We start from the raw sequence: 13,395 nt of genomic DNA on the forward strand, positions 1-13,395 counted from the left end.
CTCACGGACGGTTATTGCGCGGCCGGCGCTGCGGCGGCCGGTGCGCGCGGCGCCGACAGGGCTTCGCCGATCTCCAGGCTGATCAGGCCGACGCCGAGGCGGCGCAGGTCGTTGCCGGCGCCGATCTCCTTGGGCGTGGTCGGGCGCGGCACGCCGATGCGCAGCTCGTGCTGGGCGCCGTCGGTCTGCAGCCGCAGCGACAGTTCCTGCGGCGTGGCCGGCAGCTTGAAGCGGGTGCTGGCCTCGCCCACGCTCAGCACGAACGGCTGGCCGACGTTGGGGCCGAAGGCGCGGCCGTTGAGCAGCACCGTCAGGTTGCGCGGCAGCGCCTGCTTAAAGCGCAGCACCACCGTGTCGCTGTTGGACCAGCTGCCCCAGTCCTCGGGGTCGGCCAGGCCGTCGACGCCCTCGAGCGCGCCGGCCGACATCGGGCGCGTCATCGGGATCTGCACCAGCGAGCGGCCGCCGGTGGACGGGCGCATCAGTGCGTAGTCGGTGGTGGCCAGCACCGGCTGCCATTCGGTCGGCAGGCGGTGCGGGCCGACCACCAGCAGCCAGCGCTGGCGCGCCGGCATCTGGCTGGCCTCGACCGGCGCGTTCGCCTGCAGTTCGATGATGGCCGTTTGCGCGTGGTCGACGTGGAACTGGGCGCGCATCATGCCGGCCAGGTCGGCGCCGGCGATGCTCAGCTTGGCGCGCTGGTCGGCGTCGAGGTAGTCGTGGGCGAAGCGGCCGGCCTTGTCGTAGGCGCTGGGCTCATGCAGTCGCTGCAGGCGGTAGCTGTTGATCATCTCGCCGCTGAGCGACACCAGCGGCAGCAGCGCCGCCAGGTAGACCAGGCCGGCGCGGGGCGGCTGCGCCACCCACAGCGCGATGACCACCAGCTCGAGCGCGACGATGCCGAGGAACAGCGGGCGGTAGGTCGTCATGCTGAACAGCTCGGGGCTGTCGATGGGCGAGGTCAGGAAGGCCGGCAGCAGCGCGGCGGTGGCCAGCACCAGCAGCAGCGCGGCCGGGCCGGCCAGCACCGCGCGCAGGCGCAGGCTGGTCCGGGCGCCGGCGGCGGCCACGGCCACGCCGGCGATCATCAGCAGCGGGAAGGTGAAGTCATAGTAGCGCAGGTGCAGCCGGATGATCTCGTTGGGGCCGGCGTCGGCGATCGAGGCGGTGTAGGCCACCGTCATGCCGAGCGCGCCGCCGAGCATCAGCAGCGTCCACAGCAGCAGCGCGCGGCCCTGCGGGCCGATGGCCTGCCGCACGGCGCCGCTGGCGGCGGCGCTGGCGAGCATCAGCAGCGGGAAGACGAACAGCAGTATCAGCGCCATCGAATGGCCCAGCAGGTTGTGGGCGAACGGCGCCAGCAGGCGCCCCAGGCCGTGGCCGCTGTTGTTGACGTGGCCGCCGTAGAAGCTGCCGAACAGGCTCAGGCCGACCGGGCCGGCCAGCGCGTACGCCAGCGCGGCCTTGACCGCGAAGGTGGTGACCACGGCCAGCAACGCGGCGGCGGCGCCTGCGACCAGCCAATTATCGGTGGTGGTGCCCGTGCCGGCGCCGGCGGCGCGGCGGGCGCAGACGATGTAGACGCACAGCGGCGGCAGCAGGAACAGCGCGTGGACCTTGATCAGCGCGAGCAGGCCGAGCAGCACGCCGGCCAGCAGGCCGTAGCCCAGGGTGGCGGACATCGGCGCGCGCAGCGCTCCCGGACGCAGCAGCAGGTAGGTCACCACCCAGAAGCCGAAGTAGTACATCGCCTCGGGCATGAAGTAGGCGGTGTAGCTGCTCACCGGCGAGAGCATGGCCAGTGCGGCGATGACGGCCGCCGCCCGCGCGCCCGTCAGCGGCCGCGCCACCAGGTAGATGAATGGCGCCGAGGCGACGAACAGCACCGCGTTGAGCACCCGCGCGCACTGCAGGAAGCCCTCGCCGCAGGCGTTGCTCATGCCGAACAGCCACAGGTACAGATACGACGGCAGTTGCGATTCGCTCAGCGGCTGCAGGCGCGCCGACTTGCTATAAAGCCATTCGTCGGCGAACACCACCGGATAGGCCCCCGTGTTGCGCAAAATCAGATACAGCACGATAGCGATCAACGCCAGCGGCAGGCCGTGGCGGGCCACCGCCGCGCGCCACGACGGGGAAAGGGGGGATACATTCATCTGGAGAAAACTTTCAAAAACAACACAAGCCGATGATAGCGCCCATTTATTAAATCTTCAATATTTCATAGCGTTAACTTGGGTCAACGCGGCGCGCGCGGCGCGCGGAAGATCCAGTAGCGCCCCAGCAGGTAGCCGTTGACGGCCACCAGCGGCAGCGACACCAGCTTGCCGGCCAGCGCGCTGCCCAGCAGCTGGTGGGCGGCGCCGACCAGGCCGACCGTGAGCAGGTAGTTGAGCGCCACCACGCACAGGTAGCGCCCCAGGCTGCGCCCGCCGGTGACGGTGCTGAAGGTGACCTTGGCGTGGAACGCGTAGTTGACCGCCAGGCCGGCGCCGAAGCCGGCCGAGCTGGCCGTGAAGGCGCTGTGGCCGCGCGCCAGCAGCCATTGCATCAGGCCGATGTCGATCAGCGCGCACAGCACGCCGCCGGCCACGTAGATGGCGAACTGGCGGTTGCGCAGCGCCGCCCAGGCGATATCGGCCAGCCTACGCACGGACCGGCGGACGCGCCAGCGCGCGCGACATGCGGTGGATCGGACGGCGCGGCACTGAGGCGATGTCGTGCGCCAGGAAGGCCAGCACCAGCTGCATGCCCATCAGCACCGGCAGCGCCGACAGCATGACCGTGCCCGGCGCCGTGGCCATGCCGGCGCTGGCCGACTGCAGCCAGTGGATGACGCCGTAGGTGCCGCCGCCGAGCAGCATCGCCAGGCCCAGCGGCAACTCGATCGACGCCAGCGACATATTGCGCAGGTAGTAGTTATAGAAGATGCGCTTGCCGAAGTTGCGCAGGTGCTTGGCCATGAACTCGGTGACGATCTTCGACACCTTCAGGTTGCTCACCTCGTCGCCGTAGCTGGCGTCCATCGGCACGTCGACCACGACCGCGTTGATGGTGTTGAGGCGGAACAGCATGTCGGTCTCGAAGAAGTAGCGCTTGCTGATGCGGTGCAGCGGCAGGTGGCGCGCGGCGTTGACGTGGATCGCCGTGTAGCCGTTGGTCGGGTCGAACAGGTCCCAGTAGCCCGACGACAGCTTGGTCAGCAAGGACAGCACGGCGTTGCCGAACAGGCGCACCGGCGGCATCGCGCTGATCTGCTCGAGGTCGAAGAAGCGGTTGCCCTTGGTGTAGTCGGCCTCGCCGCTGAGGATGGGGCCGATGAAGTCGGGGATCAGGCGCGCATCCATCTGGCCGTCGCCGTCGACCTTGACGATGATGTCGACGCCCTCGGCGATGGCGGCCTGGTAGCCGGTCATCACGGCGCCGCCGACGCCCTGGTTCTCCGCGTGCTCGAGCACGACCACGCGCGGGTCGGTGCAGTGCTCGCGCACGTACGCGCCGGACTGGTCCGGGCACTTGTCGTCGACCACATAGATGCGGTCCACTTCCGGGCCGATGCCGGCGATCACGCCGATGATGTGGCGCGTCACCTTGTAGCTGGGGATGACGACGGCGACGCGGGGGAGGTTTTGGGCGGAGATAAGCATGGTGGTGTCAAATAAAAATTAGCGCGACAGCGCGAAAGCACCGGCGGCGATTAGCGCCAGTCCGGTCAGTTTGGATGGGGTCAGCGCCTCCTGCAGCACGACATAGCCGAGCACCGTCACCAGCACCAGGGTGAAGGCGGTCATGACCGGGTAGGCCAGGCTGATCTGTAGCCTTTGCAGCGCCAGCGCGTAGCACACGAAGCCGGCGCCATAGGTGGCGCAGGCGCCGGCCAGCCAGGCCAGGCGCACCAGTGTCCAGCCGGCGCTGCCGTCGCCGGACAATTTAATGAGCAGGGTGGCGCCGGCGCTGGCCACGGAGGCCACCAGGCACCACAGGCAGCCGGTCAGGACGGGACTCATGGGCGGACTCTTTTCATCGGGGCGGTTGTTTTCATGGCGGGCTCATATTAATAGGTGGCGGCCAGCGCCAGCAGCAGGCACAGCGCCAGCACCGCCAGGCTGACCCGGTCCTTGCTGACGTACAGTACCGGATCTTCGTTGACCTGGCCGCGCGCGGCCAATATCCACAGCCGGCCCAGCCAGAACACCAGCAGCGGCACGATGCCGAGCAGGAAATAGGGATGGCGGTACATCGTCAGCACCGTCTGCGAATTGAAGTACAGCATGAAGATCAGCACCGACAGGAAGGCGCTGTTGACGCCCATGACGCCGATCGGCGTCTTGTCGGCGGTGGTGTAGCCGCGTCCGCTGGTCTTGTCCTTGCCCTGGCGCAGCAGGTTGAACAGCTCGCTGTAGCGCTTGAGCAGGGCCAGGCTGAGGAAGATGAAGAACGAGAACGCCAGCAGCCAGAACGACGGCGCGATGGCGGTGGCGGCGCTGCCGCCGAGGATGCGCAAGGTGTACAGGATGGCCAGCGCGACGATGTCGATCATCACCAGCCGCTTGAGCAGCAGCGAGTAGGCCAGGGTGCAGGCGAAATAGATCAGCACCACGCCGGCCAGCAGCGGCACGCCGCCGGAGATCGCGCTGGCCGCCCACGCCAGCCCCAGCCCCAGCGCGGCCAGCAGCGCGCTGGCGGCGATGGCCACCGGCAGCGGCAGGGCGCCGGTGGCGATCGGGCGGCCGCGCTTGACGGGATGGCGGCGGTCGTCGCCGGCGTCGAGCGCGTCGTTGAGCAGGTAGGCGCTCGAGGCACACAGCGAAAAGGCAACGAAGGCAGCCAGCGACTGCAGCAAGGTGGTGGCGCCGACGGCGTGCCCGGCCAGCATCGGCACGAACACCAGCAGGTTCTTGAGCCACTGGCGCGGGCGCATGGCGCGCAGCAGCGCCGGCGCGACGGCGGCCCGCGCGCCGCCCATCGACTCGGTCAGGCGCCCGCCGGGCAGGCGGAAAGGCGCGCGCGTGACCGCGTAGGCGTGGCGGCTGACGGCCCACACGGCCAGGTCGGCGCGCGAGTTGCCGACATAGTCGAAGCCGCGCTCGCCGTACAGCCGGCACAGCGCGGCCGCCTTGTTCGACGAGGTCAGGTTGACGCCGTCCCCGGTGGCCAGCACGCTGTCGAACAGGCCGGTGTGGGCCGCCACCGCGTCGGCGTTGCGGCGCTCGGCGCCGGTGGCCAGCACGATATGGCGCCCGCCGTCGCGCGCGCCGGCGATCTGCTCCATCAGCACGCGGTCGTAGGGCAGCCCGGCCGGATCGACGGCGACCCGCGCGGCCAGGCGCGACTTGAAGCCGGCCTTGCCCTTAAGCAGCCACAGCGGCAGTAGCCACAGTTGCCAGAAGTGCCGCTTGATGAACAACAGCAAACCCTCCCACAGCAGATCCGAATAGATCAGCGTGCCGTCCAGGTCGACGACCAGCGGCGGCTGCGCCGGGTCGATGCGGCGCGCCGCGCCGGCGGGCGCGCCGGGAACTCGGACGTGGGGCGGGGTGGCGGACATTGGTCAGGTCCGGGCTGGGAACAGGATGGCCGTCAACTCGGCGGCGTTGTCGGCCCAGGTGCGCCAGGCCATGCCGGCCGAAGCCGGGGCTTGGCCGGCCGCGTCCAGGCGCAGCCAGTCGCGCACGGCGGCGGCCAGCTCGGCGCCGGTGGCGCCGTCGAAGTAGCTGGCGTGCGCGCCGGCCACCTCGCGGAACACCGGCAGGCCGCGCGCCAGCAGCGGCAGGCCGTGGCGGGCCGCCTCGATCAGCGGCAGGCCGAAGCCCTCGCCCTCGCTGGCGAACAGCAGGCAGGCGCTGTCCTGGTACAGGCGGTCGAGGTACTCGTCGCTGATGCCGTGCAGCCAGTGCAGCCGGCGGCCCAGCTCGGGATGGTTGCGCAGGCGGGCGATGGTTTTCGGGATCGTGCGGCGGGCGCCGTCGGGCAAGCCCTTCCAGCCTTCGCCGCCGACGATCACCAGCCGGGCGTCGACGCCCTCGGCCCACAATTGCTCGAAGGCGTCGAGCGCTTGCAGATAACCTTTGCGCGGCTCGATGGTGCCGACCATCAGGAAGCTGGGCGCGGCGGCGATATCGGCCAGCACCGCGCCGGCGCCGGCAGGCATGCCGCTGCTCGGCAGCGAGGCGTTGATATCGGCTCCATGGTGCAGCACGGCGAATTGCGGTAGCGCGCGCGCCGGGGCGTCGGCCGCCAGCCAGGCGCGCGTCTCGTCGGCGACGGCGGCGCTGATGCACACCAGGCCGTCGGCCTCGGCGGCGATGGCGCGCAGCCAGTCGGCGAAATCGCGCTCGGTGCCGGGCGGGAAGAACTCCGGCCGCAGCACAGGCAGCAGGTCGTGGATCAGGAAGTGCACGCGAACGCCGGCCTCGCGCCAGCGGCGGTACAGGCCCAGGCGGCAGGCCTCGATCACCGCCTTCGGGAAGAAGTCGGGGCTGTAGAAGACGTCGCCGGCGGCCACGTGCACTTCCTCGTCGAGCACGCCGTCACCGTTGGTGCCGAGCAGCTCGTGGTGGTAGCGGCGCGCGTAGCGGTAATGCCAGTAGCCGCCGACGTCGCTCAGGTACACCGGCAGCACCTGGTAGTGGCGGCCTTCGCTGCGCAGCAGCTCGAGCAACTGGGCCCGCACCACGCGCTGGATGCCGGTCTTGAGGTCCTCGCGCACGACGGCCGAGACGTCCACCAGCAGTTGCGGCGCAACCTGGTCGGCGGCCACGCTGGCATGGCTCAGGCCGTGCACGGTGACGTCCATCAGCTGGCGCGCGCTTTGCTCCCACGTCAGCCACGGCATGCCGGACGACGCCGGCGCCTGGCCGGCCGCGTGCAGCGCCAGCCAGGCCTCGATGGCGGCGGCCAGGTCCTCCGGCGCGCCGCCGTCGAAGTAATAGGCGTGCTCGCCGGCGACCTCGCGGAACACCGGGATGCCGCGCGCGATGATCGGCAAGCCCTTTTGCGCCGCCTCGATCAGCGGCAGGCCGAAGCCCTCGCCCTCGGAGGCGGCCAGCAGCGCGGCGCAATTTTCATACAGCTTGACCAGCATCTCGTCGGACAGACCGTTGAACCAGAACAGGCGCTGTTCGCGCTGCGGGTGCGACTGCAGGCGCTCGGCCAGCGCGTCGACCAGCCAGCCGTTCTTGCCGACGATGACCAGGTTGACAGCCACGCCCTTGGCCCACAGCTGCTCGCAGGCGGCCAGCGCCTGGGCCTGGCCCTTGCGCGGCTCCAGCGTGCCGACCATCAGCAAGGTCGGCGCCTCGGTCAGCGCCTGCAGCGTGCGCTCGGCGTTGGGCGGCATGCCGTTGGTCGGCGCGCTGGCGTCGATGTCGGCGCCCAGGTGGAAGTGGCTCAGCTTGAGCGGCGTCAGGCGGCGGTTCGGGCGTTGCGCCAGCCAGCCGGCCAGCTCGTCGGAGACGGCGCGCGAGATCGTCACGATGCCGTCCGAGGCCAGCGCGATGGTGTCGATGAAGTCGCCGTAGTATTTCTCGGCGCCGAACGGGAAGCAGTCCGGCCGCAGCAGCGGCAGCAGGTCGTAGACGACGAACCAGACGGCCACGCCGCCACGGCGCAGCGCCAGCAATTGCGGCTGGTTCTGGGTGGTCATGTTGGTGGCCAGGTCCAGGCCCAGGAACAGGTCGCCGGCGCGCGCCTCGATCGGCGCGTCCTCCAGCGGCAGCGCCGGGGCGTCGATCATGTTCAGGCTGAACTGGCGGGCGTAGCGGTAGCAGCGGTTGCCGCCGTCGCTGTAGACGGGCTCGATCCGGTAGCCGGCCGGCGGCGCCTTGATCAGCGCCAGCAGGATGCTGCGCACCACGCGCTGGATGCCGGTCTTGTGGTCGGCCTGGATCAGCGCGGAGATGTCGACCAGCAGCTGGCGCGGCGCGGCCGGCAGCTGGTTCTGGTTGGCCGCCAGCATGGCGGCGGTCTCGGTCAGGGCCGTGTCGTCGGTCGGGCGCGGCGTGCCGCGCGCGCTCAGCGCGCCGATCAGGCGGCGGCGCCGGGCCTTGGCGCTGTCGCGCGCGAACGCCTCGATCGCCGCGTGGTACAGCGCGCCGACGGCGGCCGGCGCATGCTGGCGCGCCACGTAGCCGCGGCCTTGTTGTCCCAGCGCGGCGCGCGCGGCCGGATCGGCGTGCAGCGCGGCCAGCGCGTCGCGCAGCGCGGCGTCGTCGAACAGGTCCGGCAGCATGCACAGCACGTTGTCCGGCAGGTCGGCGGCGCCGCCGTGGGCGTTGACGATGGTCGGCAAGCCGTGCATCAGGCAATCGAGCACCGAGGCCGAGGTCTCGCCTCGCGTCTGCGTGCGCAGTTGCACCGCGCAGTCGCTGGCGGCCAGCCAGTCCTGGTAGCCGGCGGCGCTGACGAAGCCGGTGATCCGGATGCGGCCGGCGGCCGGGCTGGCGGCGATCTTTTGCAGCAGTTCGACGCCGTACGGGCCGCCGTCGTTGGCGCCGGCAAACACCAGCCGGCAGCGCGGGTCGGCCGCCAGCGGCGAGGCCAGGAAGGCGTCCAGCAGGCGGTGATTGAGCTTGGTCGCGCCCAGCATGCCGAAGCTGCTGACGAGGTAGTCGTCCGGCGCCACGCCGAGCCGCTGGCGGGCCGACGCGCGCGCGGCCGCGTGGTCGACGCCGGCGCCGACCTGGCCGCGCAGCAGCGGGATGGTGCGCCAGTCGTCGGCGCTGCCGGGGCCGTACCATTGCTCGGCCAGGCGGCGCGAGAAGTCGCCGTGGACGATCACACCGGCGGCCTGTTCCAGCACCGCCTTGTTGCACGGGTAGGCCCAGATGGTCGGGTTGCGGCCGTGCTCGCGGTGGTGGCGCAGGCCGGTGTAGCCGTGCGATTCGTACAAGGCCAGCATGAAGGCGTCGGCGACGTCGCCGTCGCGCTCCATGTTGTCGAGCACGCCGCTGAGGAAGAAGTCGTGCAGCACCACGGTGCCCGGGTGGCGGCGCAGCAGCGCGAACATGTGCTTGTGCACGTTCGAATTACCGAAGTGGTAGAGCACGCGGTCGTAGCCGGCGCCGTGCTCTTCGAAGTAGGCGACGTCGCGCACCGGGAAGCGTTGCAGCGCGGCCTCCGGGGCGGCGCCCGGCGTGACCACCAGTTCGACCGTGTAGTGGCGTTCCAGCTCCAGCAGCAGTTCGGCGCTGTAGTCGGCGATGCCGGAATGCTCCGGCGGCAGCGGCGACACCAGCGCCAGGGTCGGCTTGGTCGCGCCTTTGTCATCCGCTTTGTCGGCGGCTTGGACGTCGGCCGGCGCTTGCGGCGCGGCCGTGGCGGCCAGCGCCTGTTCCAGCGCGCGCCAGACGGCGCCGGCGGCGTCGGCGGCATTGCTGTCGATGACCGGCACCGGGGCGAACACCGCGTCGAGCTGGCGCGCCTCGGCCTCGCTGGCGGCCAACAGCAGCGCGGCGTCGCGCAGCGGCGCCTGTTGCGGGCGCGGCGCGGCCAGCAGGGCCGGGGCCGAGCCGACCAGGCGGGCGCGCAAGGTGGCCGCTGGCACCAGTTTGGCGTCGATATCGGCGTCGGCGTCGTCGGCGCGCCACAGGTCCAGGATCGCGTCCGGCGCCAGCGCGGCCAGGAAGCCGGCGCGTAGGGTGGCGGCGCTATGGCGGCGCCAGGCGTCGCCGGCGGGCGGCTGCGCGTACACATGGAAGCGGCCGGCCGGCAGCACGCCGTCGAAGGCGTGGCGCAGCACGTCGATGTCGACCGGCTGCAGGCCGCTGACGGCCACGTGCACCGCGTGTTCGCCATGTTCACCATGTTCGCGCAACATGCCAATGGCCAGCGCGCGCAGCAGGGCCGTGTCGTGCGCGGAGGCGCCGTGCGGGGAGTGGAAATCGATAATCAGGCGCATGGTCAGTGTTTATTCTGTTCAAGGGCGCGGCGCAGGTCGTCGAGCGCGTCGCGCGCCGACTGCGGCAGTTCGCGCAGGGAGTACGGGACGTCGCGGCCCGGGGCGGCGCCGTTGGCCGTGGCCTGCTTGGCGGCGGCCAGCGTGCGCGCCACCCAGGCTTGCAGGGCGGGCGAGCGCATCACCAGCGGCAGCACGGTGCGGCGCAGCGATTCGCGCGAGGTGACCCAGCGCAGCGCGCGGCGCGCGGCGCCCTTGGCCTTGCGCTTGGCGATGCCGGCCATGCTGTTGGGGCCGCGACGCGTGATGAAGCGCAGCGGCGCCGTGATGCGCCACGAGGTGCTCGAGAGCATGGCCAGCAAGCGGCTTTCCATGTCCTGGCCCCAGGCGGCGCTTTGGTGCAGCTGGGCTTCGAGCGTCTGGCTTTGCAGTTCGGCCGTGCGCAGCGCCAGTTCGACCTGGCGCGCGTGCGTTTCGCTGTCGCGCAACTGCTGGCGCAGCAAGTCGCCCTGTTGCGCCAGCAGGTCGGCGTGGCGCGCCGCCTGGTCGTGCTGTTCACGGGCGTCGAGCGCGGCGCGTTCCATCTCGGCCGCGCGCTCCCAGCCCTGCGTGGTTTGCGCCTGCAGGTCGCCGATCTGGCGCCAGGCCTTGTCCAGGTGGTGCGGGATGAAGTCGTCGAAGACGTTGGCCTGCACCGTCAGCCGTTGCATCAGTTCGGCGTGCTCGCGCGCCACGTAGTAGCGGTTCAGGCCGTCGAAATAGGCGAACTCGTAGTCGAACGGCGTGATCAGGTGTTCCCAGCTGCCGTGGTTGGTCTCGGTGCTGCCGGGCAGGGTGGCCTCGACCACCAGCACCCACGGGCGCCAGCGCTTGAAGTCCATGCCTTTCAGGACTTCGCCCTCGAAGCCTTCGACGTCGATCTTGAGGAAGTGGATCTCGCCGCTGACATGCTCGGCGCAGATGTCGGCCAGGGTGCGCAGCGGCACGGCCGTCTCGACCACGTCGTAGCCCTCGGCGCGGTGGGCGGTGGCCACCGCGCTGTCGGTCGAGGCCCAGCCGTTCATGGTGGGCACGTCGAACAGCGTGATCTCGCCGGCGGCGGCGCCGGCCGCGCACGACAGGTTGATGTCGCGCGGGCGCTGCGCCAGGAACGGCTGCAGGTAGGACGGCATCGGTTCGATGTTGATGCCGTGCCAGCCGGCGTCGTAGAACAGCTTGGTGACCGAGTGCAGCTCGGGATCGTTGGCGCCGACGTCGATGTAGAAGCCGGCCGGGACGTCGCGCAGCGCGCGCCACAGCAGCACGTCCTCGAAATTTTGCGAATAGGAGAGCAGGGTCATAGACGGGAACGGGAGATATCGATGGTCGGATCGAGCCAGGCCGATCCCTCAAAATGCGGCCGCCGCATGTTCATCACCGTAAACACCAGCGCCAGGTCGCGCCACTCGTAGTTGTTGACCAGGTGGGTGGCGGTGCTGACGATGGCGGTGGCGACGGAATAGGTGCCGGGGCCGAGGTTGACGTCGAAGCCGAAGCGGTAGACCACGGTCTCGCCGGCGCCGATGTCGTCCAGCGGCAGTTCCTTCAAATGGGTGTTGGTGCCGTACATCGGCTGGCCCAGGCGGTCCTTGATCATATAGCCGAGCACCATACGCGGGATCTCCGCCTTGGCGCGCACGGTCACCTCCAGCACCACGTGCTGGCCGACGTCGACCACTTCGACCCGCTGGCCCTGCTCGTCGAGCAGGGCGATGTCGGCCACCGTGGCCTCGCCGGTGCCGGAGACGGTTTGGACCTTGCCGTCGTCGCGCGCGTTCAGCACCAGCATGCTGTTTTCGCGGTCGGCGATCATGGCGTTGTAGTAGTCCATGATCTCCTCCGGCTTGCCCTGGCGCGACAGGCGCCCGGCGTCGAGCAGGATGGCGCGGTCGCACACCGACTGGATCGCCTGCTTGTCGTGCGACACCAGCAGCAGGGTGGTGCCCTCGCGGCGGAACTGGCGGATGCGCTCGAAGCTCTTGTGCTGGAAATAGGTGTCGCCGACCGACAGCGCCTCGTCGATGATGAGGATGTCCGGGCGGCGCGCCGTGGCCACGCTGAAGGCCACGCGCATCTGCATGCCGCTCGAGTAGACCCGCACCGGCTGGTCGATGTAGTCGCCGATCTCGGCGAAGGCGATAATCTGCGGCATCAGCGCGTCGATCTCGGCCACGCTCATGCCCAGCAGCTGGCCGGCCATGTAGACGTTCTGGCGGCCGGTGAAGTCGGGGTGGAAGCCCATGCCCAGTTCGAGCAGCGCGGCGACCCGGCCCTCGAGGTGGACGGCGCCGGTGCTCGGCTGCGAGGTGCCGGTGATCAGTTTCAACAAGGTGCTCTTGCCGGCGCCGTTGATGCCGATCAGGCCGACGGCCTCGCCCGGCTCGACGCGGAAGCTGACGTCCTGCAGTATCCACTTGAGCGCGTGGCGCGGGCCGCGCGACGGCAGCAGCCATTCGCCCAGCCGCGACCAGCGCGTCGGATATTGTTTGTAGGCCTTGCCCAGGTTGGTGACGGTGATGGCGCCCATTACAGTTCGTCCACCATTTCGCCGGCGCGCTTGCGGAACAGGCGCATGCCCAGCGCGCACAGCAGCAAGGCCAGCACGGCCGGGCCGACCAGGCGTTGCCAGTCGGGCGCCTGGCCGCTCACCAGCACCTGCTGGTAGGATTGGATGATCGGGGTCATGGGATTCCAGGCGAGGTAGCCGCGCACGCTTTCCGGGATGATGCTGGCCGGGTAGACCACCGGCGTGAGCCAGAACCAGAACTGCGTGAAGATGGTGAAGAACTGGCCGACGTCGCGGAAGAACACGTTGAGCACGCCCAGCACCATGGCCAGGCCGATCGCCAGCAGGATCTGCAGCAGCAGCACCGGCAGCAAGGTGACGAACACGGCGCCGGGGAACTGGCCGCTGATGACCAGGAAGACGATGAACAGCGCGAAGATGATGGCGAAATTGACCAGCGCGTTGGCGACCACGATGATCGGCAGGCAGATGCGCGGGAAGCTGATTTTCTTGAGCAGGTTGGCGTGCTCGATGAACATGGCCTGGCCGCGCGAGGTGATCTCGGCGAACAGGCCCCAGGTCAGGATGCCGGCGCACAGGTAGATGCTGTAGGCGAACTCGGAGCTCGCGCCCGGCAGCTTGCTGTGCATGACCTGCGAGAAGATCATCGTGTAGACGAGGATCATCGCCAGCGGGCTGAGCACGGTCCAGGCCGCGCCCAGCATGGTGTTGCGATATTTCGCCTGGAATTCCCGCTTGACGCTGCCAAGGATGAAGCCGCGATAGGCGACGATCGCGCGCAGCATGGCGCGCGAGATCATCGCGTTCCCCCTGCGGGGACGGGCGGCGTTACTAGGAAGAAAATCGTCATGGCGTGGGCGCAAAAGCGTGCCGGATGGCAAGCCGGGTGGAATTTGGAAAGCGGATATTATACCGCAGCGCACTTGCCCAAGAT

The 13,395-nt window shown here is 69.8% G+C and carries 9 protein-coding genes; all 9 read right to left on the reverse strand.

Features of this window, described 5'->3' with window-relative positions; translation table 11 throughout:
* Nucleotides 1-11 precede the first annotated feature (11 nt).
* Entirely contained in the window at nt 12-2,156 is a 2,145-nt protein-coding gene (locus NHH88_06895; protein ID USX15503.1) for a hypothetical protein, read from the reverse strand.
* A gap of 83 nt (nt 2,157-2,239) precedes the next feature.
* Nucleotides 2,240-2,653, reverse strand: a complete 414-nt coding sequence (locus NHH88_06900; protein ID USX15504.1) for a GtrA family protein — start codon at nt 2,651-2,653, stop codon at nt 2,240-2,242.
* Complete coding sequence (locus NHH88_06905; GenBank protein ID USX15505.1) at nt 2,646-3,647, reverse strand: glycosyltransferase family 2 protein; 1,002 nt, start codon at nt 3,645-3,647, stop codon at nt 2,646-2,648. The genes NHH88_06900 and NHH88_06905 overlap by 8 nt, the downstream gene beginning before the upstream one ends.
* A gap of 18 nt (nt 3,648-3,665) precedes the next feature.
* Nucleotides 3,666-4,007 carry an SMR family transporter gene (locus NHH88_06910; GenBank protein ID USX15506.1) on the reverse strand — a complete coding sequence of 114 codons (342 nt, stop codon included), beginning with the start codon at nt 4,005-4,007 and terminating at the stop codon, nt 3,666-3,668.
* A gap of 47 nt (nt 4,008-4,054) precedes the next feature.
* Nucleotides 4,055-5,548, reverse strand: coding sequence for a UbiA family prenyltransferase (locus NHH88_06915; GenBank protein ID USX15507.1), 1,494 nt, complete (start codon nt 5,546-5,548; stop codon nt 4,055-4,057).
* Nucleotides 5,549-5,551: 3 nt separating this feature from the next.
* On the reverse strand, nt 5,552-9,898 hold the full coding sequence (locus NHH88_06920; GenBank protein ID USX15508.1) for a glycosyltransferase: 4,347 nt from the start codon (nt 9,896-9,898) through the stop codon (nt 5,552-5,554).
* Nucleotides 9,899-9,900: 2 nt separating this feature from the next.
* On the reverse strand, nt 9,901-11,235 hold the full coding sequence (locus NHH88_06925) for an FkbM family methyltransferase (protein ID USX15509.1): 1,335 nt from the start codon (nt 11,233-11,235) through the stop codon (nt 9,901-9,903).
* On the reverse strand, nt 11,232-12,461 hold the full coding sequence (locus NHH88_06930; protein ID USX15510.1) for an ABC transporter ATP-binding protein: 1,230 nt from the start codon (nt 12,459-12,461) through the stop codon (nt 11,232-11,234). The genes NHH88_06925 and NHH88_06930 overlap by 4 nt, the downstream gene beginning before the upstream one ends.
* A complete protein-coding gene (locus NHH88_06935; GenBank protein USX17284.1) occupies nt 12,461-13,246 on the reverse strand; it encodes an ABC transporter permease in 786 nt (261 codons plus the stop codon). The genes NHH88_06930 and NHH88_06935 overlap by 1 nt, the downstream gene beginning before the upstream one ends.
* Between the last annotated feature and the right edge of the window lie 149 nt (nt 13,247-13,395).

The organism is Oxalobacteraceae bacterium OTU3CAMAD1 (assembly GCA_024123915.1).
GTDB lineage: Bacteria > Pseudomonadota > Gammaproteobacteria > Burkholderiales > Burkholderiaceae_D > Rugamonas.

Coding starts and splice junctions, on each gene's coding strand:
- NHH88_06895 (USX15503.1), bottom strand. CDS start 2,156: ATGAATGTATCCCCCCTTTCCCCGTCGTGGCGCGCGGCGGTGGCCCGC.
- NHH88_06915 (USX15507.1), bottom strand. CDS start 5,548: ATGTCCGCCACCCCGCCCCACGTCCGAGTTCCCGGCGCGCCCGCCGGC.
- NHH88_06925 (USX15509.1), bottom strand. CDS start 11,235: ATGACCCTGCTCTCCTATTCGCAAAATTTCGAGGACGTGCTGCTGTGG.
- NHH88_06920 (USX15508.1), bottom strand. CDS start 9,898: ATGCGCCTGATTATCGATTTCCACTCCCCGCACGGCGCCTCCGCGCAC.
- NHH88_06935 (USX17284.1), bottom strand. CDS start 13,246: ATGCTGCGCGCGATCGTCGCCTATCGCGGCTTCATCCTTGGCAGCGTC.
- NHH88_06905 (USX15505.1), bottom strand. CDS start 3,647: ATGCTTATCTCCGCCCAAAACCTCCCCCGCGTCGCCGTCGTCATCCCC.
- NHH88_06930 (USX15510.1), bottom strand. CDS start 12,461: ATGGGCGCCATCACCGTCACCAACCTGGGCAAGGCCTACAAACAATAT.
- NHH88_06910 (USX15506.1), bottom strand. CDS start 4,007: ATGAGTCCCGTCCTGACCGGCTGCCTGTGGTGCCTGGTGGCCTCCGTG.